Annotated in this window: 25 protein-coding genes and 1 riboswitch; of the genes, 7 read left to right on the forward strand and 18 right to left on the reverse strand. The window is 54.6% G+C overall.

Annotated features, from left to right (window positions below; genetic code table 11):
* Window positions 1-21: 21 nt before the first annotated feature.
* The 14 genes from FCN15_RS04420 to FCN15_RS04485 all read right to left on the reverse strand — a co-directional run bounded on the left by FCN15_RS04420 (window position 22) and on the right by FCN15_RS04485 (window position 13,748).
* Complete coding sequence (locus tag FCN15_RS04420; RefSeq protein WP_138493765.1) at window positions 22-852, reverse strand: thiazole synthase; 831 nt, start codon at window positions 850-852, stop codon at window positions 22-24.
* Between the two features lie 3 nt (window positions 853-855).
* The gene (gene thiS / locus FCN15_RS04425) at window positions 856-1,053 is read right to left on the reverse strand and encodes a sulfur carrier protein ThiS (RefSeq protein WP_138493766.1); all 198 of its coding nucleotides are present in this window, start codon (window positions 1,051-1,053) and stop codon (window positions 856-858) included.
* Window positions 1,044-1,679: a thiamine phosphate synthase gene (gene thiE / locus FCN15_RS04430; RefSeq protein WP_138493767.1), complete on the reverse strand. Its 636-nt coding sequence runs from the start codon at window positions 1,677-1,679 to the stop codon at window positions 1,044-1,046. The genes thiS and thiE overlap by 10 nt, the downstream gene beginning before the upstream one ends.
* Window positions 1,680-1,820: 141 nt before the next feature.
* Complete coding sequence (locus tag FCN15_RS04435; RefSeq protein WP_138493768.1) at window positions 1,821-2,831, reverse strand: ThiF family adenylyltransferase; 1,011 nt, start codon at window positions 2,829-2,831, stop codon at window positions 1,821-1,823.
* 7 nt (window positions 2,832-2,838) lie between these two features.
* Window positions 2,839-3,798: an ABC transporter substrate-binding protein gene (locus tag FCN15_RS04440; protein ID WP_238996505.1), complete on the reverse strand. Its 960-nt coding sequence runs from the start codon at window positions 3,796-3,798 to the stop codon at window positions 2,839-2,841.
* A 101-nt stretch (window positions 3,799-3,899) separates the two neighbouring features.
* Window positions 3,900-4,655, reverse strand: a complete 756-nt coding sequence (locus FCN15_RS04445; protein ID WP_138493770.1) for an ABC transporter permease — start codon at window positions 4,653-4,655, stop codon at window positions 3,900-3,902.
* Window positions 4,652-5,527: an ABC transporter ATP-binding protein gene (locus FCN15_RS04450; protein ID WP_138493771.1), complete on the reverse strand. Its 876-nt coding sequence runs from the start codon at window positions 5,525-5,527 to the stop codon at window positions 4,652-4,654. The genes FCN15_RS04445 and FCN15_RS04450 overlap by 4 nt, the downstream gene beginning before the upstream one ends.
* Before the next feature lie 151 nt (window positions 5,528-5,678).
* Window positions 5,679-5,788, reverse strand: a riboswitch (TPP riboswitch).
* Window positions 5,789-5,857: 69 nt separating this feature from the next.
* A complete protein-coding gene (locus FCN15_RS04455; protein ID WP_203232079.1) occupies window positions 5,858-6,979 on the reverse strand; it encodes an MBL fold metallo-hydrolase in 1,122 nt (373 codons plus the stop codon).
* Window positions 6,980-7,111: 132 nt separating this feature from the next.
* Window positions 7,112-7,591 carry a heme-degrading domain-containing protein gene (locus FCN15_RS04460; RefSeq protein ID WP_138493772.1) on the reverse strand — a complete coding sequence of 160 codons (480 nt, stop codon included), beginning with the start codon at window positions 7,589-7,591 and terminating at the stop codon, window positions 7,112-7,114.
* Between the two features lie 97 nt (window positions 7,592-7,688).
* Complete coding sequence (locus FCN15_RS04465) at window positions 7,689-9,170, reverse strand: amidase family protein (protein ID WP_138493773.1); 1,482 nt, start codon at window positions 9,168-9,170, stop codon at window positions 7,689-7,691.
* 95 nt (window positions 9,171-9,265) lie between these two features.
* Window positions 9,266-9,475, reverse strand: coding sequence for a hypothetical protein (locus FCN15_RS04470; protein WP_138493774.1), 210 nt, complete (start codon window positions 9,473-9,475; stop codon window positions 9,266-9,268).
* Window positions 9,476-9,735: 260 nt separating this feature from the next.
* Window positions 9,736-11,640 carry an LTA synthase family protein gene (locus tag FCN15_RS04475; RefSeq protein WP_138493775.1) on the reverse strand — a complete coding sequence of 635 codons (1,905 nt, stop codon included), beginning with the start codon at window positions 11,638-11,640 and terminating at the stop codon, window positions 9,736-9,738.
* Window positions 11,641-11,874: 234 nt separating this feature from the next.
* Entirely contained in the window at window positions 11,875-12,825 is a 951-nt protein-coding gene (locus tag FCN15_RS04480) for a TIGR03943 family putative permease subunit (protein WP_138493776.1), read from the reverse strand.
* The gene (locus tag FCN15_RS04485) at window positions 12,822-13,748 is read right to left on the reverse strand and encodes a permease (RefSeq protein ID WP_138493777.1); all 927 of its coding nucleotides are present in this window, start codon (window positions 13,746-13,748) and stop codon (window positions 12,822-12,824) included. Before FCN15_RS04485 ends, FCN15_RS04480 begins: the two co-directional genes overlap by 4 nt.
* 157 nt (window positions 13,749-13,905) lie before the next feature.
* Here FCN15_RS04485 and FCN15_RS04490 point away from each other — a divergent pair, with 157 nt between their 5' ends.
* Window positions 13,906-14,475: a nucleotidyltransferase family protein gene (locus tag FCN15_RS04490; protein ID WP_138494029.1), complete on the forward strand. Its 570-nt coding sequence runs from the start codon at window positions 13,906-13,908 to the stop codon at window positions 14,473-14,475.
* 99 nt (window positions 14,476-14,574) lie between these two features.
* Here FCN15_RS04490 and FCN15_RS04495 read toward each other — a convergent pair whose 3' ends face one another.
* Window positions 14,575-15,825 (reverse strand): multidrug effflux MFS transporter, encoded by a 1,251-nt coding sequence (locus tag FCN15_RS04495; RefSeq protein ID WP_138493778.1) that lies wholly within the window; start codon window positions 15,823-15,825, stop codon window positions 14,575-14,577.
* A gap of 59 nt (window positions 15,826-15,884) precedes the next feature.
* Complete coding sequence (locus tag FCN15_RS04500; protein ID WP_238996506.1) at window positions 15,885-16,301, reverse strand: GNAT family N-acetyltransferase; 417 nt, start codon at window positions 16,299-16,301, stop codon at window positions 15,885-15,887.
* Between the two features lie 219 nt (window positions 16,302-16,520).
* Between FCN15_RS04500 and nagZ the strand changes: the two genes are divergently transcribed.
* On the forward strand, window positions 16,521-17,870 hold the full coding sequence (nagZ, locus tag FCN15_RS04505) for a beta-N-acetylhexosaminidase (RefSeq protein WP_138493779.1): 1,350 nt from the start codon (window positions 16,521-16,523) through the stop codon (window positions 17,868-17,870).
* Between the two features lie 67 nt (window positions 17,871-17,937).
* Here nagZ and FCN15_RS04510 read toward each other — a convergent pair whose 3' ends face one another.
* Entirely contained in the window at window positions 17,938-18,339 is a 402-nt protein-coding gene (locus FCN15_RS04510) for an RDD family protein (protein ID WP_138493780.1), read from the reverse strand.
* Between the two features lie 229 nt (window positions 18,340-18,568).
* On the opposite strand from FCN15_RS04510, the gene FCN15_RS04515 reads away from it, so the two are divergent.
* Genes FCN15_RS04515 through FCN15_RS04530 form a run of 4 tightly spaced genes read left to right on the forward strand, consistent with a single transcriptional unit; the run spans window position 18,569 to window position 22,972 of the window.
* Window positions 18,569-19,645 carry a glycosyltransferase gene (locus FCN15_RS04515; protein WP_138493781.1) on the forward strand — a complete coding sequence of 359 codons (1,077 nt, stop codon included), beginning with the start codon at window positions 18,569-18,571 and terminating at the stop codon, window positions 19,643-19,645.
* Between the two features lie 16 nt (window positions 19,646-19,661).
* On the forward strand, window positions 19,662-20,594 hold the full coding sequence (locus FCN15_RS04520) for a glycosyltransferase family 2 protein (protein ID WP_138493782.1): 933 nt from the start codon (window positions 19,662-19,664) through the stop codon (window positions 20,592-20,594).
* 46 nt (window positions 20,595-20,640) lie between these two features.
* Window positions 20,641-22,023, forward strand: coding sequence for a lipopolysaccharide biosynthesis protein (locus FCN15_RS04525; RefSeq protein ID WP_138493783.1), 1,383 nt, complete (start codon window positions 20,641-20,643; stop codon window positions 22,021-22,023).
* The gene (locus FCN15_RS04530) at window positions 22,007-22,972 is read left to right on the forward strand and encodes a polysaccharide pyruvyl transferase family protein (protein ID WP_138493784.1); all 966 of its coding nucleotides are present in this window, start codon (window positions 22,007-22,009) and stop codon (window positions 22,970-22,972) included. Before FCN15_RS04525 ends, FCN15_RS04530 begins: the two co-directional genes overlap by 17 nt.
* Window positions 22,973-23,007: 35 nt before the next feature.
* On the opposite strand, the gene FCN15_RS04535 is transcribed toward FCN15_RS04530, so the two are convergent.
* Complete coding sequence (locus tag FCN15_RS04535) at window positions 23,008-23,190, reverse strand: hypothetical protein (RefSeq protein ID WP_138493785.1); 183 nt, start codon at window positions 23,188-23,190, stop codon at window positions 23,008-23,010.
* Between the two features lie 420 nt (window positions 23,191-23,610).
* Here FCN15_RS04535 and FCN15_RS04540 point away from each other — a divergent pair, with 420 nt between their 5' ends.
* Window positions 23,611-24,843, forward strand: a complete 1,233-nt coding sequence (locus FCN15_RS04540) for a nitrate/nitrite transporter (RefSeq protein ID WP_138493786.1) — start codon at window positions 23,611-23,613, stop codon at window positions 24,841-24,843.
* The last annotated feature ends 18 nt before the right edge of the window (window positions 24,844-24,861 follow it).

The raw sequence follows: 24,861 nt of genomic DNA on the forward strand, positions 1-24,861 counted from the left end.
CACTCCCGACCTGTGACTTTATTACTGCAGCTTGAAGCTGTCCAGCCCGCTGCTTGCTGAAGCGTAGCGCTTCTTGGCCATCCGCCCGGATAAATACGCCAGTCTTCCGGCTGTAATGGCATGCTTCATTGCTTCCGCCATCCGGACCGGGTCCTTGGATTTGGCGACAGGCGTATTCATCAGCACGCCCGATACGCCAAGCTCCATCGCTTTCGTTACATCGCTCGCCGTTCCGAGCCCTGCATCCACAATGACGGGAACCGTGCTTTCTTCCACTATCAGCCCGATGTTATAAGGATTAAGAAGGCCGAGCCCTGTGCCGATCGGCGCCGCACCCGGCATGACCGCTGCAGCCCCGGCCTCTTCAAGTCGCTTGCAGATCACCGGATCATCCGAGATATAAGGAAGCACCGTAAATCCTTCCTTGACCAGAATCTCTGTCGCCTTTAAGGTCTCGATAGGGTCGGGAAGCAGCGTCCGCTCATTGGCGCTGATCTCGACCTTGATCCAGTCGCTGAGACCGGAGGCTCTGGATAATCTGGCAATCCGCACGGCTTCATCAGCTGTGCGCGCTCCAGATGTATTAGGCAGGTAGATAAATGAATGTCCCTGCAAATGCTGCAGGATGGAGTCGTCTTCAGCTGCGTCCAGATTGACCCGGCGTATGGCGAACGTCAGCACCTCCGCTCCTGATGCTTCAATAGCCTCCATTTGGACGTAAGGGTTAGGAAACAACCCTGTCCCAAGGAAGAAACGGGACGTAAGCGTCGTTTCACCAATTCTCCAGCTATCTGCCTCAATTGTCCGTTCAGCACCGGTCAGACCCGCTCTGCCGCCTGTATAACTGCTCATTCTTCAGCCCCCTCCCACAAAATGCACCAGCTCGATTCTCATTCCAGGCCTTACGGCCATCTGCTTCCATTCTTCAGAAGAGACAATTTGGCCGTCTGCTTCCGCAGCAACCGGTTTGCCGGTCAGGCCAAGCAGCCCGACCACTTCGGCCAGATTCTCCGCTTCCAGCTCCCGGAGGCTGCCGTTGATGATCAGCTCCATACACGCCGCTTCCTTTCCTCCAGCTTTTGGATAAAAGCCCGGCAGGTTCCGATCACGTCGCTGCTGCCGACAATTTCGCTGACGGCGCAGATCCGCTTCACTCCTGCCTCCAGCACCGCGTCGACGTTGCTGAGCTTAATGCCGCCAATCGCTACACAAGGAATGCGGATTCGCGCTGCCGCCTCCCGTACATAAGCTAAAGTAACCGGCTGCGCCTCCGCTTTCGTTGCTGTAGGATAAACCGGGCCAACCCCGATATAGTCGGCCCCCTGCTGCTGGGCGAGCAGTGCTTCCTGGATGTTATGCGTTGAAATGCCGATTATTTTATCCCCCACAAGCCGGCGTGCTGCTGTCAGCGGCATATCGCCCTGTCCCAGGTGGATGCCGTCCGCATCCGCCTCCATGGCAATATCCACATGGTCGTTCACGATGAAGGTTACGCCATGTTTCCGGGTCAGGGTCCGAAGAGCCTTCGCCTTGCGGAGCAGCTCTTCCCGGCCTGCGTCTTTGTCACGAAGCTGGATGATATCGGCTCCGCCGAGGATCGCCTCTTCCATCACTTCGATCATGTCCCGGCCCGGGTGGAACTGCTCGCCGGTAATCGCATATAACCGAAAATCCTTCATTTCGTCTTCCCCTCCTTCAAATTCAGGACTAAGTTTAACGCGTATGTATCTTAGCCGTATGCCAGCCGTATGCCAGCCGTATGCCAGCCTTATATCATCCATCTGCCGCCAGCCATTCCCAGCCGGCTCAGCTGCCGATACTCAGCTGCCGATATACCGGGCATACAGCGTTTTGGCGCGGATGATGTCACTCGTTCCCTGCACAAGCACCCGGCCGTCGGCAAACAGCACCAGCCGTTCACCTTCGGACAGCTCTGCCCGCAGCAGATACGGATTCAGCTTGACACTCTTCACAGCCGGAGCCAGCCGGCCGCTCCAGATGTCCAAATCAAACGGCTCATGGCCGCTGACCTGCACCGACTCGCGTCCGCAGAGCGACAGGAGGTCATCCGCCTTCCGCTCAAGGGCCGGATACTGCCTGAGCCCGCAGCAAGGACAGCTGTCCTTCGCTCTGCCAAGCTTCATTTCATAGTACTGATTATTCCAAATATCCAGCGTCAGCAGGCTGCTTCGCCGCTTATCCGCTGCGCCGACCAGAAATTTCAGCGCTTCCGCCGCCTGATAAGAAGCGACGATGTCCACGATTGGCGAGATGACACCGATCGTATCGCAGGTCTGGCCGCCGGAGTCCGCCGACTGAATCAGGCAGCGCAGACAGGGGGTTTGACCGGGGATGAACAGCGCCGTCATTCCGCGCGAGCTGACCGCTCCCCCGTAAAGAAACGGAACTCCCTCCCTGAAGCAGGCATCATTCAGCAGAAAGCGAGTCTCAAAATTATCGGTGCCGTCCAGCACCAGATCAACCCCTTCGAGCAGTCCGGCAATATTCTCCGGGGTTGCGTCCGTGAAGACAGCCTCCAGCTCAACCGAAGAGTTGATGCGGGCCAGCTTGTTTCTTGCGGCAATAACCTTGGGAAGCCCCTGCTCCGCATCTTCTTCATCAAACAGCATCTGCCGCTGCAGATTGCTTGGCTCCACATAATCCCGGTCCACCATCCGGACACGGCCAATGCCCGAGCGCACCATATGATTGGCCAGCACCGTACCCAGCGCGCCCATGCCTACAATCAGAACCGAGCGGTTCATCAAAATCCGCTGCCCCTGCTCCCCGATCGGAGCAAACAGCATTTGTCTTGAATATCTCTCCTGCATCTGTACCTCACTCTCCCAGGTTCCGGAATGCGTCCTGTGCTTTTATCGTACTGCCGGCTTTGATCTGTCCCTGCTGCTTAAGCCACTGAATCACCGCATTCCATGATTCCTCCGTCTGCGCTCCAAATCCTTCCGTGCCGTCATCCATGAGCGGAAGCAGAATCTGCAGGCTTTGCTTCTCGACATCCGGATCGAGCGGAAAATCCCTGCTCTCATGCTTAAGCAGCATTTGAAGCGCCTCGTCAGGATGCTGCACGGTGTAAGCCTGCCCTTTGGCAGCGGCCTTCAGGAACCGGCGGATCGTCTCCTCATGCTTCGACAGCCCATCCTCACTTGCCGTCAACACCAGTTCATAGTTATCCGGCACCCCATATCGGGAAGGATTGAACGTAAGGAGCTGAACGCCTTCTTTTTCGATGAGCAGCTTCTCATGATTGATATAACCGCCGATGATGGCATCCACTCTGCCGGTGGTCATTGCCGGGATCAGATCCCAGCCGATGTCTGTAAAGTTTAACTTGGACGGGTCTCCACCGTCACTCTCAACCATCGTACTTATTATAGCTTCGCTCAGCGGCGTGGAAGGATAGCCGACCCTCTTCCCTGCCAGATCTTTGGGGCTTGTGATGCCGGAATCCTTGCGCACAAACAGCTGGTTCAGCGGATGACGGACGAGCGCAGCTACGGACACGACCGGAATCTTTTCCGCCCGGGACTGAGCCACCTGCGTCTGATAGCTGACCGCCAAATCCGCTTTGCCTGCTGCAACCAGCTTAATCGCATCGTTGGTATCCGCCGGGGTCTCCAGATTCACCTTTAACCCTTCCTGCTCGAAGTAGCCTTCCTGCTGGGCAGCAAACAAAAAAGTATGCACCGCATTCGGGTACCAGTCCAGCAGCACGTTAACCTCTGTCAGCTCTTGATCCGGTCCGCCGCCGGCCGAGCATCCGCTCAAGCTTATGGACAAACAAAGCAATATTGATAAGATTAACCTTTTTCTCCGCCTTCCGGCAGCAGATTTTAAATTCTTCATGAAGCAGACGCTCCCCTTTCACCTTGAAAAATCATCTAGCGCTGCTGCCCGCGCTTCGCCAGCACCATCCGGCCGAGCAGCCCGGCTGCGGCAAACATGAGTACGCCTGTAAGAGAAAGGAGCAGCACGCCCGAGAATACCGCTTCCCCGCGCAGCATGTTCGACGCCCTCTTGGTATAGACGCCAAGCCCCGTTTCCCCGCCCAGCCATTCTCCAAGCGTCGCTCCGCCTATGCTGAATGTGGCTGCAAGCTTGAGTCCTGTAAAGAAGCCCGGCAGTGCTGAAGGAAGCTTCCACTTGAGAAAAAGCTGACGCTTTCCCGCCCCCATCGTCCGGAGCAGCTCGCCGATCCCCGGATCTGCGCTGCGAAAGCCGTCTGCGGTATTCACGGCAAGCGGAAAGAACGAGAACAGAATAACGACAGCCACCTTGCTCCAGATGTCATATCCGAACCACATGACCATGATCGGCGAAAGCGCAATAATCGGAACGCTCTGGGAGGCAATTAGAAGCGGGTAGAGCGTTTGTTTGGCTAAACCGGAGGCTTCGATCCCTATGGCGGCCACGACGCCGAATATGACGGAAAAGGCCAGCCCCAGCAGCGCCTCACCAAGTGTTGCGCCAAGGTGCTTCACCAGCACCGCCCGATTGTCCCAGGTGGAGTACAGCACGTCAGATAATTTAGGAAGGATATAGTGCGGAATATTCAGGAACGACGTTCCGGCCTCCCACATAACCGCCAGTACAAGCAGCAGAATCCCCAAAGGCAGGGCGCGGCGGACAGATCTCATCGCTCCGCCTCCCACTCGACAGTGCACATTCTTTCGGGAGGCCCGATCCCTCCGGGCAGCAGCCCGAGCACCCGCCGTTTCAGCTCGATAAATGGCGGGGTCATCAGCCTGTCATAGCTGCGCGGACGCGGCTCTTGAACCTCCACCTCCGCCAGCCGGGACACCGGCGCTTCCGAAGCGATCAGCACCCGGTCGGACAGCAGCAGCGCTTCATCCACGTCATGCGTGATGAACAAGATCGTGACGCGCCGCTTCTCCCATACCTGGAGCAGCCACTGCTGCATCCCGATGCGCGTCATGGCATCCAGAGCGCTGAATGGCTCATCCAGCAGGAGCAGCCTCCCGCCGGCGAGCATGCTCCGCAGGAAAGAGACCCGCTGGCGCATCCCGCCGGACAGCTCATGCGGCATCCGGTCAGCCGCTCCTTCAAGCCCGAACTCCGGCAGCAGCGCAAGCACCCGGCTTCGCGCGTCCCGGCTGCTCATCCCGCCGATCTCCAGACCGACAGCCGCATTGTCAAGTACAGAGCGCCAGGGCATCAGGCAGTCGCGCTGCGGCATATAGCCGGCCCGCCCTTTCTTGCCGGATGCAGATGCAGGGACTCCGCCGCAGCCCGCCGCTTCTTCCCGCTGCTCCGCCAAGCGGATTTCTCCGCCGTCAGGCGGGAGAAGACCGGCAATCAGCCGGAACAGCGTTGTTTTGCCAAGTCCGCTCGGCGCAAGCAGAGATACAAATTCTCCCTCACGAAGATCAAAGCTCAAATGGTGAAACAGCGGCTTGTTCCCGGGGAAAGCAAAATTCAAATTCCGGACCGATAGACAGAGCTCTTCAAGCCGCCCCTGCTGCCCGGCATCAGGCGCTGCGTGATTCATGATCCTTTCTCCTCCCTTATTCCCACGGTAAGCTGGGCGGAGAATGAGGAATCAGGAATGACATGCCGCACAAGGGCTGCAGCAGCCCGGAACGGTACGTCAGTATTCCCTCTCGAAATAAAAAAGACCATTCGAGAATACACGAATGGCCTTACAATTCGAATAAGTTCTCTACGCCAGCATTACCTGGATCAGATTAACGGTCAGGAGCATAAGGCTCCTATCTCAGCCGGACTTTATCCAGCACCCGTATTCACTATGAAGTTCAAAATTAATATATCGGAATCTCCTGATATTGGCAAGTGTCTTCCTGATATTCGTTCTGCAGTCCTACTGAACGGTTCTCCACCATTTTTCTCCAGGATGGGCTTTAGCGTCTTCACCACCCGCTACCCGCTCCCCGATTCGGGGGACCGCAATGCTTATCCCCTGGCGCCGGCCTTCCTCCAGCACCAGCTCAACCGGTTCCGTCCAACCATGCGGAGCTAAAGAGAATCCACCCCAGTGGACAGGGATCATCATCTTGCCCTTCACATCGAGCTGGGCCTGCACGGTTTGCTTCGGTGTCATGTGAATATTCTCCCAGCGGGGGTCGTATTGACCGCACTCCATCAATGTCAGATCAAAGGGGCCGTACAGCTCGCCGATCCGCTTGAAATGGCTGTCATACCCGCTGTCTCCGCTGAAGAATATCCGCTCGTTCTTCCCTCTGATTACCCACGAACACCACAGCGTCGCATTCTTATCGGTCAGTGCCCGTCCTGAAAAATGCCTTGCCGGCGTGCAGGCCAAATGGAGGCCCTCCCATTCGACTTCTTCCCACCAGTCAAGCTCCTGTATGAGGCTCCGGTCCACCCCGAAGCGCACCAGCCTGCTTCCGACGCCAAGCGGCACGAAATAGCGGCCGACCCTGCCTTGCAGCTTCTGTACGGTCGTATAATCCAGATGATCGAAGTGATCATGAGAGATCAGAACCGCATGAAGAAGCGGCAGCTGTTCCGTATGTATGGTCTGCTTGTACTTGAAGCGTTTGGCTCCGAAGCCGGGCACCGGTGAGCAGTTGGAGCCGAGCATAGGGTCAAGCAGCAGGATTTTTCCGTCTATGGCAGCGAGAGAGGTCGAATGACCCAGCCAGATGACGGATGTCGGACCTAAGGCGGCCAAGCGTTCCGCATCGAGGGGGAATACCGGCAGCTCTCCGGGCGGTGTGCGCTTGGACTGGTTCTTGAACTTGTCCGTGAAGAGCGACAGCAGGCTCCGCATAGACGTATCAAGCGCTTTGGTCGGCAGCCGGTTGTGGAATTTTCCGTCCGCATAATGCTCGGATTCTTCATAATTACGGAATTTAATCTGGCCGGGTCCGTCTCCAAAAGCCGGATAAATCCGGATAAATAGAGCGGCCGAAACGGCAATCAGGGCGAGCAGTCCAACAATAATGAGAGCAGCCAGCATCATATTTTCCCCTTAGGATAAGTAGTTTCTACCTGTCACTGTCAAATGGTATTAAGCCAGTATTGGCTGTTCACAGGATTTTTAACCAGATAGCTCCAGCAGAGCTTCTGCGCCGCATCCGGCAACAGGTCATCAAACCGGTGTGTTCAGCAGCAGCTGCTCCAGCGAAGCCGTAACCATTTCGTGATCCTCATGGCCTTCCAAGCCTGATACTGTGATCGTGCCGGCCATTCCCGCATTTCTGATCAGAATCGGAAAGCAGCCTCCTTCAGCCGCATATTCAAGCGGATCAACAAAGGCGTTGTCCTGAATCGTTGTATTCCAAGACTTGAACAACACATGCATGTAATACGAGCTGTGCTCAAAGTGGTGAACGGTGTTGATTTTCCGGGTGATCCATCTGTCGTGGCCTAAACCGTTGTCATTCATTTTGGCGTGAAACAGAAGCATCCCGTTCTTCCGGATGTCCACTGTAATCTGCTTTCCCTCCCGGAAAGCCTTATCCAGAATCAGGTTTCCCAGCTTAACGGCCATATTGTTGTTGAACTCCGTAAACTGCAGCTCCTGTTCCTGACGAAGCAGCTTCTCCAGCAGCGGGGCGTAATTCTCCATGTCCTGCACTCCTTTGCTCCAAATATGGAATTTATAGTAGGTAGTCCAGATTCAGTATAAAGAGAAAACGGCTGATGTAAAAGAGTGTCCGGCAGGTTTATTCTGCGCTTTGCCGCAAGACCGGTGGTGTGCGGTGTCTGGTGCATTGTTCAAATCCGTAGGCAATTTTAATCAAGACAGGCTCGCTGAAGGCCCGCCCAATCAGCGTAATGCCCTGCGGGCCTTTCGTATTATAGCCCCCTGCTGCAGTCACGCCTTCAGAGGCAAACCCGCCTGGAACGGTAAGGCTTGGATATCCGGCCATTGCGGCAAGATCAACTCCGTCCTCACAGCCAAGCAGCATAATTGCATCCAGCTGATGCTGGTCCAGCACTTTATCGAGTGCCTCCCGGGCCTTGGCGTTATTCGCCAGCGCGGCCAAGTATTCCAGTTCGGTCAAGGTTCCGCTTGTCTCCTCCGACCAAATCAGAGTTCCCTGGCCGTATTTCAGCTCTGCTTCCGCATGTTTGTTGTTATAAGCAATAACCTCTTCCAGCGAATGGACGGGGAGGTGCGGAGGAAGCTTGTTCAAATATTCATTAAGATATTTCTTGAATTCATAGCGGAGAACGTCGCCGTTAAACGCAGTTCCTTCGCAGGACAGGGAGACCGGATCCACAATAACTGCCCCCTGTTCCCTCATCACCTGGATCGCCTGTTCCGCGACAGCCAATCGGGCAGGATCAAGCTGCCGGTAATAATATCTGGGGATTCCGATCCGTGCCTGCTTGAGACTGGAAGCGTCCAGGAACCGGGTATAATCTTGTCCAATATGGGGAGCAGCTGCCGCAGTCTCCTTGTCGGCTTCGTCCACTCCGGCTATGACGCTTAGCAGCAGCGCCGCATCTGCAACCGTTCTGGCCAGCGGACCGGCGGTATCCTGCGAATTTGTAATCGGGATGATGCCGCTTCTGCTGACCAGGCCGACTGTCGGCTTGATGCCGACAAGGTTGTTCTGGCTGGCTGGGGAAATGATGGACCCGCACGTTTCCGTGCCGATTGCGGCAGCTGCAAAATTTGCAGCAGCCGCCGCCCCCGAGCCTGAACTCGAACCGCCGATAAAGACTTCCCCAGCGCCATAAGGGTTCAAGGTCTGTCCTCCCCTTGCACTGTATCCGGCCCACATGGACCCGGACATGAAATTGGCCCACTCGGTCATGTTTGTCTTGCCGAGCAGTACGGCTCCGGCCGCCCGGAGCCGGGCAGCCACAAAGGAGTCCGCCGCCGCAGACGAGTCTGCCAGCGCAAGCGAGCCAGCACTGGTATGCATGCGGTCCGCGGTATCGAGGTTGTCCTTGAGCAGAACCGGAATCCCGTGCAGCGGCCCCCGGCTGCCGGTTGATTGACGCTCCTTGTCCAGCTCCCGCGCGATGAGCAGCGCATCCGGGTTGACTTCTAGGATGGACCTCAGGCCAGCATCATAAGCTTCAATACGCTCCAAGTAAGCCCGGGTCAGCTGCTCTGAGGTAAAATCCCCTTTCTCCATTGCCTCCTGCATGGAAGAAATCTCTGCTTCAACTACCCATTCTTTCAGCTCCATTATCCTGCTTCCTCCTGCCTTTTATCGCCATTAATTCATTTAGCGTATCGGATAGAGTCTTCGGCTTCAAGAGCTAATTCCGTTTATAAGAGACTTTACCCGGCGTTAGGAGGCCAGCGGCTTCGGCTGCTTCTGCGGATGCCCCTGCTGTTGTTCGGGATCATCCCCCGGTTGACCACTGCATTGTCGACAATAGAAGAAATAAGAGCCAGCAGCACCGGACAGCCGCAGATCTGAAAGGTCTGGTAGACGACATCCTTGCTTCCCGCGCGTTCAGCCTGCAATTGCTCCACAACCGGCTCCACCGCAGTTCCTCCCCGCCCCAATTTTCCGCATTATTCCAATTTAGCTGTAAAATTATGCATACTGCCCTGCAGCGACCGCCAGAATGTAATGCACCCGGAATGTAATGCACGTTGTCCCTTCTTTTGTTCCTTCTTGGCGAAAAAAAAACGGACCTCCCATAAGGAGATCCGCAGCTGGTCAACGGGTATGCCCTTCCATGCGCAGGCTACCCGGTTTCATGCTATTCATGAATGCTATTCATGTTTGCTATTCATATATACTATTCATTCCCCGGCTGCCGTTTAGGAAGCAGCTTCACGTACTCATCCGACAAGCTCATCAGCTTGAGCACATAGTCGTAGTCTGACCGATACTTCTGGAAGTCTGTCACCGGCTCCAGGGTCTTGAGGGAAATCGCCGTCCCGTCGTCAAAGCCCGTGCCAGAAACAAACATAATATCATTATTAAAGAAGGAGCCTGTCGGCAGATAATACCGCATGCCAAAGACGTTGTGGTCGATATTGAGCAGGTCATGGCCGAAAGCCGTAAAACCCTCCTGCTTCAGCGAGATGCCCATCAAATTGGCAATCGTCGGCATCATATCCAGCTGGCCTCCGACCTGGTCGACGACCTGGCCCTTCTGCTCGCCTGGCAAATGGATAATGAACGGAATATTAAATCTGGAGATCCGTGAGTCATATTTGATCCCAAGCTGGGACTCGATCCATGCCGGGTCGTTCTGGTCAGGCTGCAGTCCAAAATGATCCCCGTACAGCACCAGCACCGAGTTGTCCCACAGGCCTTCCTTCTTCAGACGGTCGATCAGGGTGCCTACCGCGTAATCCGTATAATTGACAGCGGTGAGATAATCGCCAAGCTGAGTTCCTTCAAGAGAATCCGGCATTTGAATTTTCTTGAGGTCATCCGGCACTTTAAACGGGAAGTGGCTGGATACGGTTACCAGCTGGGTGTAAAACGGCTTGCCGCTGTCAGCAATTTCCTTCATCCGGTTCACCGCTACCCGGTACAGCTCCTCATCGGATGCACCAAAGTCGTTAAAGTGATCGTTATTGTAATAAGGCTTATCATAATAATGGTCAAAATGCAGCGCCGGGTACAGCTTGATCCGGTCCCAGAATGTCACGTCGTTGACGTGGAAGGTATCCGCCTCATAGCCGTATTTCTCCACGAGGCGCGGCAAGCTTGGGAGAGCCCGGTCCCCGTACCCGGTGGACATGGGAATCGTCCCGGTCGGGTAGATCGAGGTGTTGGACATAAACTCCGCATCGGAGGTATTGCCCTGCCCGATCTGCTGATACATATAAGGAAAATAATAGCTGGTGCCGATCAGCTTGTTCAGGTTTGGCGTAACCTCCTGCCCGTCAACCTTTAGATTAATCGGAAAATTTTGGAAGGCCTCCATCTGAATGATGATCAGATTTTTCCCTTTGGCCTCGCCGAAATGAGCGGGAGTTACCGTGGCTGATACACCTGAGGCTTTGTCGTTATAAACATAGGTGCTCTGCAGGTCGCTGATCTTCTTGATCGTATCCTGGATATTACCATTCCGGATGATCGCATCCTCTTTGCTCGTCTTGATCGCTGCCGCCACCTGATAATCCAGAAACCCTAAATGCTCCACCTGGACAATTTCGTTCACGATGGAATCACTGGCCTGAATGCTCCGTTCGGACAGGAAAAAGCACGCTATAGCAGTAACAACAACGCCTGCCCGCCAGATCACCGTTTTACGCGCTGCCGGAGCAGCCTTCCTGCGGCGGATCAGCCAGACGATCAGTAGAATCGGCAGATCAAGGAAATAGAGATAGAATTCCGGGCGAATCGTAGACTGCACACTGGCCTTGATCTGGAGCACCTGATGCAGCTGCTGAAGCGCCGTATAAGTCGGCATCGAGCCGAAGTGCGCATAGTACAAGGTAGAGGCAAACAATATGAGCGAGACCAGAATATTCAGTACGAAAAATACGTATTTCCCCCACTTCGCCGGGGTAATCAGCTCAAATACCGCAAGCAGAATCCACAGCGCAAACAGGTCGGCGCCTAACCGGCTCCACATAATGTCGTGAAATAGGAAATATCTCAGCAGCAGAAGCTTGAACAGCAGCAGGATCAGGTTGTATAGAACGGGCCGCGAGGTCAGCGGCCGGATAGTTAACTTATTCATGATCGTTCCTTTCAAGTGATTAAAATTAAAAATAAAAGATGATATAGACAGAACTACAGAAAGTAATGCCGGCAAGGGAGGAAAAGGATTCCGAAGAAACGGTAATGTTCGCCTTTGTAAGTGGATTTCTACCTCAATTCTTCTTCGATAAAGAAATCCGGGAACAACAGCGATCGCAGAAACCTTTTACGTACTTGCCCCCTGCATGAAATTCACAAGTTCAGTCTCTTTAAACTAAAAAATCCGGTACACATACGGATCGTCCGGCGCCTCAATGGTCTCCCATTTCTCGGCCTTCAGCACAGGAATCGTCTGTTTAAAAGGCTGGTACAGCTCGGTATCCAGCTTGCCGGAGACATGCACCCATTGATCGTCGGACAGCTTTGTCCCCTGCGGAAAATCGACCAGCATCCCGAACACGCCGGAATCGGCCACACAGTGAATGAACCCGAAGCGAAACACAAAATATTCATGGTCGCTGATCTGCTCCCCTTTATAGATAAACCCGTCGAAAGAGACCGTCTTGTCCATAAATTGATCCGGAAAATTATAAATGGCTTCCATCCCTTTAAGATAGGTTGTATCGTTCAGATCAACAGAAGCAAGACCTTCAAATTCCTCTAACTCTTTGCGGGAAATCTTGGCGTAGCTGTCCTTGCCGTAGAACACGCTGGTGTCAGGCTTCAGAAACTGATGAAAGCCCGGATTGTCCGCGCTGTTGTCGACCGAGGGGAATGAGAATCCCTTCGCTTTGACAAAGCTGGAGTCCAGAGTCGCGACCGGCAGCAGAACTCCCGTCAGAACCGGAACAATCAGCACGAGATAGGTTAAGCCTTTCCCCCACTTGGAGGATGGGCCATGGGAGTGCCCGTGGGCATGCTCCTCAGAACCGGCGTGAGCATGAGCATGACTAAGAGAATGAGTATGGTCCTGAGCATGATCGTGGTCCTGAACATTATCATGATCGTAATCATGAGCAAGGACCCGGCGATGACGGCGCTGGCCCTCTCCGCGTTCCCGAATTACTAGCCGGAGAAGCTCAAATAAGGCAAGCAGGCTGAGCAGCACAATGGCACTCACCGACAGATACGAATACTTCAAATTAATGTATTTGTTTAAATTCCCGTTCAGATGAAGCTGCACAAACAGAAAAATAAATCCAAGCAGCACATAAAGCCTTGTCATCCAAACAACCTCCCCACAGCAAGCGAAGACAGCAGCGTGCATACCGCCACAAGTGCGATCAGCACCGCAACAAACCTGCCTTTGAAGACGCCGAGCAGCATCAGCGTGTTCTTAATGTCGATCATCGGCCCAAACACCAGAAAGGCAGACAAAGCCCCGGTGGAAAAAGTGCTGCGGAACGACGAAGCGATAAACGCATCGGCCTCCGAGCAGAGCGACATGACAAAGGCCAGCACAATCATGACCAGCGAAGCAGCGACAGGATTGCTGCCCAGATGCAGGAGCGCCGAGGTCGGCAGAAAGGTCTGCATACTTGCGGCGATAAAGGCGCCGATGACCAGATATTTGCCTACTGAGAAAAATTCTTCAACCGCGTGCTCCATCACCCGCATCAGCTCCCGGCCCCGCGTCATCCTGCGCGGTTCGGAAGCCTGCATCTCGCACGCCGCTGCTGCCTGCTCTTCACCTTCATTAAGCGTCAGAGCACCATTCCGAAACGGAATTGACGGAAATAGAAGCGACAGCACAACGGCGGTTACAAACGCCACAGCAATCGCTGCGCCCGCACGGATGGCCGCCATCCGCCAGTCGCTGCCGAAAGCGATGTAGGTCGCGAAGAGAACCACCGGATTAATGATCGGACCTGTGAGCATAAAGGCGATCCCCGCCTGCAGCGGGACGCCTTTGCGGAGCAGCCGGTTTGTAATCGGCACGATTCCGCACTCGCACGCCGGAAAGCACAGCCCGAGGCCGCAGCCGAACAAGGCAGCCAGAAGCCGGTTTTTGGGCATGATTTTTGAAATAGTCTGTTCCTTGAGATAGATTTGAATAACGCCGGACACAATGACACCCAGCAGGACGAAGGGAATTGCCTCCATAATCATGCTGAGGAAAATCGTATTCAATTGCAGAAATGTTTTCATTTTGTTAAATTCACTTTCCAGGATGAACGAATAAGATCAATATATTTACAACTATCTATCATACAATTAATACTATGCAAATAAAAGATGTGCTCCCTTCCAGCTCCGTATATAATGGGAATATATGTTTGCAGAAAGGAGAGCTTCCCTTTTGAATATTCATTTAAGCAGTGAACGCGGCATCATCCGGCTTGTTGAGCAGGACGCCTGGATGATGGACATTCTGCATACCGCCGCGCAGCTTGGGCTGCCGGACTGGTGGATCTGCGCCGGTTTCGTCCGGTCCAAGATTTGGGATACCCTGCACGGATATGAGGAGCCGACGCCGCTGCCCGATGTAGATGTCGTATTCTTCGACAGAAGCTGCACAAGCGAGGAGACAGAGAAGGAACTGGAAGCACGGCTTCGCCTGCTGAGGCCAGAAGTTCCCTGGTCTGTCAAGAACCAGGCCCGGATGCACGCGATTAACGGCAATCCGCCGTACACCTCTTCCGTCGACGCGATCTCCAAATTCCCCGAGACAGCAACCGCCCTTGGAGTTACCCTGGGCGCAGCCGGGCATGTCCGGCTGGCAGCTCCCTGCGGGATTCAGGACGCGCTGAATATGCTCGTCAAGCCTACTCCGTATTTTGCTGAGCATGAACAAATGCTGGAAGTCTATCGCAAAAGGGTCGCCAGGAAGAACTGGCCTGCGCAGTGGCCAAGGATAGAAGTGACCGGAATTTGAACGTCATTCAAATCAAAATCTGAACGGCATTCCTTTGCAGACGGCAGGAAGGCCGGCGGGTCCGCCGGCCTTCCTTTCTGTCTTTGTTAGTGCTGAATATTAATGCTGGGTGCCCTGTCTGCGGCCACGCACCAGAATGATGCAGCTCAGAACAGCGAGCACCTCTGCCGAAAAAATCGTCAGCCCCATTGGCACGGCCGTTCCGCTGCCGCCAAGTCCTGTTAGAGGCGAAGCGAGGGCGCCGAGCACGAACTGGAGCAGTCCCAGCAGCGCCGACGCGCTGCCTGCGGCCGCTCCTGCATTTTGCAGAGCCAAAGAGGTCGAAGTCGTGCTGACAATACCGACGCTGGCCACCACCAGGAACAAGAAGCAGACCACGGCAATTAACCCGGCATCCAGCAGAATGGACAGCAGCAGACCGGCGCTGCCCGCTAAAGCAATGCCAAGTCCGGTCATAAACAGCTTCCGGGCATCTCTGTGCAGGGCGAGCCGGCCGGTCAGCTGCGAAGCGACAATAATTCCAAGCCCGTTAAGGGCGAAGATCAGACTGTATCCCTGTGCCGATACCCCGTATAAATTTTGCAGCACAAAGGATGAGCCCGAAATGTAAGAGAACATCCCGGCTGAAACCAGCCCCATCGATAAGACGTATCCAAGGAACAGGCGGTCTGCTGCAAAAGCTCCGAACGTACGGAGCGTGCTTCCAAGCCCCCCGCTGTGCCGGCGCTCCTTCGGGAGCGTCTCCGGCAGTCCGAACAGAACCGCAAGCAGCAGAACTACTCCGAGGAAGAAGAGAAAGACGAATACGCCTTTCCAGGACATAAACCGCAGGAACTGCCCGCCGAGCACAGGAGCTATAATTGGAGCTGCTCCATTTATCAGCATCAGCTGAGAGAAGAACCGCGTCAGCTCCTTGCCGGAGAACAAGTCTCTTACGACCGCCCGGGAGATCACGATTCCAGCCGCCCCGGACAAGCCTTCAACAAACCGGAGCAGAATAAGCACAGTAATGTTCGGACTGAACGCGCACAGCAGGGAAGACAAAGCGTAAATGATCATCGCCACGATCAACGGTTTCCGGCGGCCCATCCGGTCGCTGAGAGGGCCGGCCAGAAGCTGGCCGAGCGCAAGACCCAGCATGCAGAAGGTCAGGCTGAGCTGGATCGCCGACGTGCCCGTTTGAAGCTCTTCCGACATTTTTGGAAGTGCCGGAAGATACATGTCCAGTGAGAAAGGACCAATCGCGGACAGCATACCCAGCACAACAACAAACACGCTTCTCCGGGATTTGGAGAGGCTCACCGGCGGCGCAGACGGCTCTGGTGCTGCCTGAGAATTATGGACATTCATGACAAGCTCCTCCTTATGCAGCGAATTTAGATATGCAGCAAATTTAGGTATGCAGAAATTTAGGTATCCTGCGAATACAGCAAAATCTGGTCCCTGCGCTTCCAGCCTGCTCTCGCCCAAAATTGTTTGCCGATTTCATTGTCTTTAATTACCATCAAGTGACATTTCTCAATCCCCTGCTCTCTGAGCCCCGCCAGACTTAAAGAGACAAGCTGGCCCGCAAGGGATCTGCCCCGGTGGCTCTCCGCAACGGCTGCATGATACAAGAAGCCTCTCCTTCCATCATGGCCGCACAGCACCGTGCCGACAATCTCCCCGCCGTATTTGCAGACATAGCTTAAACCTTCGTTGCGCCGGAGATAGGCGGCAATGGCTTCCCGGGAATCGGCGGAGCTGAGGCCCATTCCCTCTGTATTTTGCCAAAGCCGGTATGCCCCGTCATAATCCTCCATCGTCATTTCTGATAAGGTATACACTTCGCTCACTCCTTCTTATGGAATTCCTCGGCAAAAAGAATAGTTCTTATTGTCGCATTCCCCGCTGAGCTTGTCTACAAGAACAGATTCAGCCGCCCGGCGAATAGCCCTGAAGGTTCTGCCTGTGTGCTGGTGCTGTTTTTGGTTATAATGATCTGGATAAAGCTTCCTTATAGAAAAAAATAACCTGACTCTGCCGGAGAACTGGAGGTTCTATATTTGAAACGGAGCATTGTAAAATCACATTCCAAAGTCTGCGGCCTGATTGCTGTTCTGGCCTTCTGCCTGACTGCAGCCGGCTGCGCGAATTCTGACGAAAGCGCGTCTTCCGCTTCGCAGGCGCCGCCTGCCTCGTCCTCTGCAGCCTCTGCCCCCTCCTCTTCCGCCGGGTCCGCTCCGGTGAATTCCGCTTCTTCGTCCGCTGCGGGGGCCGCTTCTCCAGCGCCTGCCTCAGAGGCGCCGCTTACGCCAGCTTCCGCCGATCCTGTCCAGGATATGCTGGACCGCATGACGCTTGACGAGAAGCTCGGGCAGCTGGTCATCGTCGGTCTCGACGGGACAAGCCTGCAGACAGAAACCCGCAAAATGATTGAAGCCTATAAAGTAGGCGGCTTTATTCTGTACAAACCGAACATTACAAGCGCCGGGCAGACGCTTCAGCTCCTGAACCAGCTCAAGACAGCCAACAGCTCCAATCCGGCTGCGCTTTGGCTCAGCACAGACCAGGAAGGCGGCCGGGTAAGCCGGATGCCCGAATCCTATCTCAAAATCCCGAAAGCCGCCGAGATCGGGAAGGAGGACAGCCCGTCCTATTCCCGGAGCGCAGGCCAGGCAATCGGGGAGCAGCTGAAGTCGCTCGGGTTTAATCTGGACTTTGCGCCCGTGATGGACATCAACAGCAATCCGGATAATCCGGTGATTGGAGACCGGTCTTACGGGGCAGACGCCGAGACGGTGATCCGAAGCGGCTTGGCGGTCTTGAAGGGCCTTCAATCCGAGGGCATTGCCGGGGTTGTGAAGCATTTTCCAGGGCATGGTGACACGTCAGTCGATTCCCATCTGGAGCTCCCGGTGGTCGATAAAACGTTGGAGCAGCTGCAAGCCTTCGAGCTTAAGCCGTTCAAATCTGCTGCAGAGCAAGGGACGGACATGATTATGGTCGGCCATCTGCTGGTTCCCGGTATTGATCCGGACCATCCTGCGTCATTATCGGAGAAAATGGTCTCCGGCCTATTGCGGGGCACATTAGGCTATGAAGGGGTTGTGATTACCGACGATCTGACCATGGGCGGCATTGTCAAGCATTATCCGATCGGCCAGGCCGCTGTGCAGGCTATTCTCGCCGGAAGCGACATTGTGCTGGTCGGGCACGATACAGCCCGCGAAACCGAAGTCATCACGTCATTGAAAGAAGCAGCCGTGAAGGGTACACTGTCCGCCGACGCGATTGACAAGCATGTGTGCCGCATTTTGAAGCTGAAGCAGAAATACAGCCTGAGCGACAAGCCCCTCTCTGCCGTAAGCGTAAATACGGTGAATGCGAAGGTGAAGAAGCTGCTGGAACACTAATATAAAAATAAACGTCCCCGCCCTCACCTTCCGGTGAGGCGGAGACGCCCATCCGCATAAGCACCCGTCAATCGTACACGACCTGGGTGCCTGCAATGAAATCATGAATCGCCCTCTTGTCTTCTCTCATGCCAACCATGAATGCGCTGACGATGATGCCAATACCGAAGGTTATCGTGTAGACCAGTCCTGCTGCCAACGTCCTGAGCAGCATGTTAAGAATTCCCGGACTGCCGCCGTTCATTCTCCTAATCCGGATGCCCAGCATCCGCTTGCCGACGGTAAACCCGCCCCAGACAACCGGCACAATCAGCATGTAGAGAAACGTGAGAGTGTCTGTAACGCTGGACCGGGAACCCCCAATCTCCCCGTAAATAATCAAGGATAAAATCATCCCCCCGATCCATAACAGCAGACTGTCCACAATCGATGCCGCGAACCGAATCCAAAAGCCTGCGGGTTCCTTCATTCCATCTCCTCCTTCTGGCACGGCTCACTGCCGCTATTCCATTTTATGTTATGATGCTGGCTGCAACAACGTCTTTGGCCCTGAAAACAAAGCAAAACGGACTTCCGGATGGTCCAATCAGCGCCTCCAAAAGTACACAAAAGTGGTATGTACGCTTTGATAGGTTGATAGTAAACTGACTCTAAAATAACCGGGCGGAGAATCCGGACAGGATCGGAGGGAGTGGACTATGGATCGGCTGGTAAGTGTCATCGTACCTGTGTACAATGTGGAGTCCTATTTGCGTAAATGCCTCGACTCCATCTGCGGGCAAACCTATTCACGGCTTGAAATCATTGTCGTCAACGACGGAACCCGGGACGGAAGCCAGGCTATCATTGATGAATATGCACGCAATGACAAGCGCATCCGCCCGCTGATGAAGGCAAACGGCGGTCTTTCCTCTGCCCGCAATGCGGGGATGGATGCTGCAGAAGGCGACTATCTGGCCTTTATTGATTCGGATGACTGGATCGCACCTGACATGATTAAGCAGATGGTGCGCACGGCCGAAGCAGAGAACAGCGATGTCGTGGTCTGCAACTACGACAAAGTGTATGCCGATCATACGGAGCGGATGTATTTGAAGCTGCGGGAAGAAATTATAGACGTGAAGAAACTCGGGATTGCCGAGTACATGTACCGCTGCCTCTTCACCTATGAGCATGGACATGAGGTCTGGAACAAATTGTACCGGCGTGAAGTGATTGAACGAAACGGCATCCGGTTTGAACCGAACAAGGAAATCTTCTCTGAGGACCTGATGTTTAACTTATATGTCCTCTGCCATGCCGGACGGATCGCAGCCGTTAATCAGTCCTTCTATTATTACCTGCAGCGCGAAGGCTCCATTATGCAGATTCCGAATCCGGAGATGGGCGCGCGTTATGTGACGCTGGTCGAACGGTTTCGCGAGTACGCGGCGCGCCAGGGATTGGAGGCGCAGGTTGAACCAGTGCTGCCAGTCCTTTTATATGATCTGATCAACGCCTGTATCACCCAGATTTATAAGTCCGGCGGCGGCAGCGACAGAATCAGCGAGGCGCTGCGGCTGACATCCGGCTCCCAGCCCCCGCGTTTTGCAGCCTATATGCGGAAGCTGGCCTTCAGCAAGTCCATTGCGCATTACAGAGCCAGAACCGGCGGCAGCTTGTCCAGCGAGCTGTTTGGCCGCTTCTTTGCCGTCTGCTGCATGCTCCGGCTGTGGGGACTATTCTCGGAACTTAAATACAAACGGCTTGCCGGCTCGGCCGCCGCAAGGCTTTAAAGGAGGACCGCTCAGCATGTTCGATGTATCGATCATTATTCCAACCCGAAACCGGGTGCCGGATCTCACCCGCTGCATCGAATCGATCGGCGCCCAGCAGGGGATCGAAGATACAAGACTTGAACTTATTATTGTCGATGACGGGGACATCCCGGAGGAAGTGCTGGACTATTATTATGAAATTGCCGCTCAATTGGCACACACTGAACTCGTCTATTACAAGAAGACACGTCCGGGAGTCTGGCTCTCCCGCTACGAAGCCTTGACGCTCGCCCATCATGATATCGCGCTTTATTTTGACGATGATGCGGAGCTGGACGACCCCTTCTACATGCGCAAACTCATTGACACCTACGAGCAGGATGAGAGCATCGTGGGGGTAGGCGGCATCGCTAAAGGCCTGCAGACCAGCACGCTTGGACGGCTGCTCGGGGTGCTGACCTGCCAGATGTCCACATCGCCCGGGAAGCTCTCCCCAAGCAGTCTGGCCGGGTCGCTGCTGTACTGGAACGAGACGGACACGATGTTCGATACGGAAATTTTTCATGGCTGCAATATGTCGTTTAAGCGGGAAGCCCTGCGCGATATGCTCCCTTATCCGTGGATGACCAGCTATGCGGTAGGCGATGATCTGTATATGTGCGCTCTTGCCTCGAAATACGGCAGGCTGGTGATTAACCCCGAGCTGAAGATTCTGCACCACGAATCCCCCCGCTCTCGGGACGGAGCCGCCAAAGTGGCCATGGCTACCGCTATTAATCACTATTACCTGCTTAACATGAGAAAGTCAGGAGCCGGCGGATACCTGGCCTTAATGTGGACACTGCTTTATCTGACCGGTAAAGCAGCGCTGAAACGCAATCTGGGTGCTGCGCTCGGTTACATCAAGGGTATCGGTTTCGTGCTGAATCCGCTCAAGAACAAGTACCGGGAATTTTTGACCGACTGAGCAGACGGATCTCAACCGACGTCCCTATAAAGGAGGTTCTTCCGCGATGAATGCCATAGCGGCTGCCAAGCAAATGTTTGGCGGCAATAGTCTAGCGAAGACCATTATGCGTACCAGCTTTAACAATTTCTTCGTGCTAATTATTACAACGCTGACTTCGATATTAACGGCCCGCATGCTGGGAGCGGATGGCAAGGGCGAGCTGTCCGCCGTCCTGTTCTGGCCAGCCCTGCTGGGCAGCCTCATCGGCTTTGGGCTTCCTACCTCCCTCATTTACAATGTGAAAAATAAAACAGGCAGCGTGCCCGAGCTCCTCTCCCTTGCCCTGCGCATCCAGCTACCCGTCTCTCTCCTGGCGGGAGCCGCTGCCTGGTTCTGCATGCCGCTCTGGCTGGCCAACTATGACGCTTCTGTCATTGCCGTCGCCCAGATCTATACACTGGCTGCCGTTCCGCTCGCCGTGCTGACCAATCTGTGCATCGCCCTGGCGCAAAGCCTCGACGGCTTTGGCGTGTACAATGGCATGCTGTTCTTTGTCCCGTTTGTCAACCTCTGCGTCCTTACGGTCATTTGGCAGCTGGGCCTGCTGGACGTAGCAGGGGCTTCTGCCGTCAGCTTCGGCGCCGGCCTGATAACGCTTGTCTGGGCTGCCTTCCGCCTGCGAAAGCAGCTTCTTCTCAAAGACATCCGGTGGTCCGTCAGCCGAAGCAGCTACCGCCCTTTCTACAGCTACGGCGCGAGAGTTTACGGCATGGAGCTGATGGGAACGCTCAGCAGCCAGACGGACAAAATCGTAATCGTTGCTCTTCTGTCCCCCGCCGATTTCGGCCTGTATTCCGTCGTCTATGCCCTCTCGCGGGTGTTTAACGTGGTGCAGAACGCCATAACGAACGTCATTTTTCCTAAAGTGACGGGGATGGACAACGAGGTGATTATTGAAAAAATCGGCCGGGCCTTCCGGATTTCCATGCTCGGAATGGCGGTCATCATCGTACCGAGCCTGTTCATCGGGCATTTTATGCTCGGCCTGCTCTACGGCAGCACTTTTCTGGCCGGTTCCTCAACATTTTACCTGCTGTCGCTTGAATGCATCATTGGCGGGGGGTCCTGGATACTGGCGTCCGCCTTTAACGCGCTGGGCCGGCCGGGGCTTGTGCTGGTGCGGCAGATTGCCGCTTACCTGGTTACGGCTGCCCTGTTCTTCGTCTTTACACCATGGCTGGGTCTGCCGGGCATTGCCCTGGCGCTGCTGTCAGGAGCGCTTGTGCGCCTTGCCGTATCGGTTCTGTCCTTCCCCGTCTTCTTCAAAGTTCCGCTCGGCCGCATCCTGTTTGATGCCAGCGACTTCAAGTTTGTCATGCAGATGATCAGGAAAGGCAGACGCAAACCAACCAACGAGGAGGTTTTGGAATATGCATCCAATGGCTGAATTAAAGGAAAAGCTCCAAGGCATTCTGCAGGCTGTTCCTGCAGGCTCGGAGATCTATTATGTAGATTATCCTCTGTACAATAACGGCGGCGACATGCTGATCATGAAAGGCACGGAGAAATTTTTTAAAGACTATGGCATCCGCATTCTGGGGCGCTATAACCTGTTTGATTTTCCAGATCAATTAAAGGCGGCTCCCGGCAGTATTTTCGTCCTGCAAGGAGGAGGCAACTTCGGGGATTTGTATGTCCACCATCAGGAAATCCGCGAGCGGGTCGTTCAGCAGTTCCCGGATCACCGGATCGTGATCCTGCCGCAGACGATCTATTTCACCAGCGAGGAGAATTATGACAAATCGGCGGCCATTTTTAACGCGCACAGCGACCTGCATCTGTTTGTCCGCGATGAGCCCGGATATGAGCTGGCCAAGCGGAAATTTTACCGCAACCACGTTTACCTGTCCCCCGATATGGCCCATCAGCTTTGGCCTATTGTGTCCTCGCGCAAGGCCGAGAAGGACACTTTATTTTTCCTCCGCACGGATATCGAAGCCGGAGACGCTCAGCCGCATGCCGGCCAATTAGACCCGCGCGACTGCCGGGACTGGGATTCGCTGTTCACTCATGCCGAAAGCCGGGTAACGCACCACCTCAGCCGGGTGTGCCGGTTGGATAAGAAACTTGGCGGCTCTCTGCCGACCCGTTTGTTCTGGTACAAATATACCGATTACCTGATCGGCAAAGCGGTCAATCTGTTCGGCTCCTACCGCGAAGTGCATACCTCCCGCCTGCACGGTCATATCCTGGCCTGCCTGATGGACAAACCGCATGTGCTGCTCGACAACTCCTACGGCAAGAATTCGCTGTATTACCGCACCTGGACGCACAGCTTCGGCAACGCCAGGCTGGTGCAGGATGAGCCAATTACACCAATTCCGGTCGGCAGCTAGGTGCCGGTCGGAGCAGTGCGCGCAGACAGCAGACTCTAAACAGCGGCCAATTCCGGGCAAGTGACGGTATCGGCTGCTTTTTGACTGTAGAAGCCGGATGCAAGCCGCGAGCGCCCCATTTTTCTGATTCGTGCTCCGGCTTGCGTCGTTGCCCTGTTCTGGTTCTGGTTCTGGTTCTGGTTCTGGTTCTGGTTTCTGCCCCTGTTCCTCTTCCTCATCCCCCCTCCTTGCCTCTCACCTTTTGCCCTCTCGCCCCCTAAGGCACGCAATTTCTCACCCGTCTTCCGTCCTATGTGTCATATTACCTTACACAGTTGAGTGATTTTTCAGTAAATTAGCTTTTTTCCGAAAATTGATGTTAAAAATATTGACACAAAATTAAAACACCCGTATATTGTCATTAAAGATTTAAGCTGTCTTGCAAAGTTTGCGACGGTTCCCCTGTACAATGCTGTACGGCCTCGCAAGGATGGAGATTTACTAAAGTAAATAAGAAAAGCCAGTCACAATGACGTGTCTGGGTTTGGCAACGAAGCCGATGAATCAAATCCGTTACTAAACGGGTTAGATTGGTCGGCTTTTTTTATCGGTTGCAAAATGAACATCCCATTACAGAGAAAACAAGGAGGAGTTTGGAGATGAAGGCACAAAATTTTCGTAAAGCAGGTCATTTTCCCAGTTTATTGTCAGCTTTCCTGTACTTTGATGTAAGCTTTATGATTTGGGTAATGTGCGGGGCACTATCCCTCTACATTACCAAGGACTTTGGTTTAAGCGATACGCAGAAAGCCGCCATGGTCGCGATCCCTGTGCTTGGAGGCTCCGTGTTTCGCATCCCGATGGGCATTTTGGCTGACCGGATCGGCTGCAAGAAAGCCGGGCTGACGGGGATGTCCCTCACGATTATCCCGCTGCTTTGGGGATGGCTTGGCGGAACCAGCCTTCTCCAGGTTCATATGATCGGGTTTCTGCTCGGCTTCGCCGGAGCAAGCTTCGCCGTCGCCCTGTCGCTCGCCAGCCGCTGGTATCCGCCGCAGTATCAAGGGCTCGCGATGGGCATCGCCGGAGCCGGCAACAGCGGAACCGCCCTGGCAACCTTCTTCGGCCCGCACATCGCCCAGGCTTACGGCTGGCACAGCGTATTCGGCCTTGCCCTGATTCCATTGGTCATCATCATGATCGTCTTCGCGGTTCTGGTCAAAGATGCTCCTAACGCTCCGGCTCCCAAATCGCTCAAGGAATATCTCAGCGTCTTCAAGCATGCGGACACCTGGTGGTTCTCCATGTTCTACGCAATCACTTTCGGCGGCTTTGTCGGTTTCGCCAACTATGCCAACATTTTCTTCTACGATATCTACGGAGATAACGTTCACCCAGACGGTTTGAGCAAAATTCAGGTCGGCTACCTCGTCACCATTACCGTAATCGCTGGAAGCTTCTTCCGGCCGATCGGCGGCTGGATTGCTGACCGGATTGGCGGCATCCGCCTGCTGCTTATTCTCTTCAGCGTCATTACCGTCTCTGCGTTTGCGATTGCTTCCATGCCCAGCTCGTTTATTGTAATGCTGATCTATACCAGCGTCATGATGGCCAGCCTCGGAATGGGGAACGGTTCCGTCTTTCAAATTATTCCGCAGCGCTTCTCGAGCGAAATCGGTGTGGTAACAGGGATCGTAGGCGCAGCCGGCGGTCTGGGCGGCTATCTTCTGCCTTCATACGTGCTCGGGCCGCTTAAGCAGGCCACCGGTTCGCAGGAGACAGGATTCCTGGTTGTCGGCTCCATCGTTCTTCTAACCACCCTCATCTTCTTCGCTGTTACCCGTTCCTGGAAAAAGTCCTGGGCACGCACACAGACCGGCGTCAACCTCTAACCCAAAACCTTTGCTCCA

It is taken from the genome of Paenibacillus pinistramenti, from assembly GCF_005869875.1.
Taxonomy (GTDB): domain Bacteria; phylum Bacillota; class Bacilli; order Paenibacillales; family Paenibacillaceae; genus Fontibacillus; species Fontibacillus pinistramenti.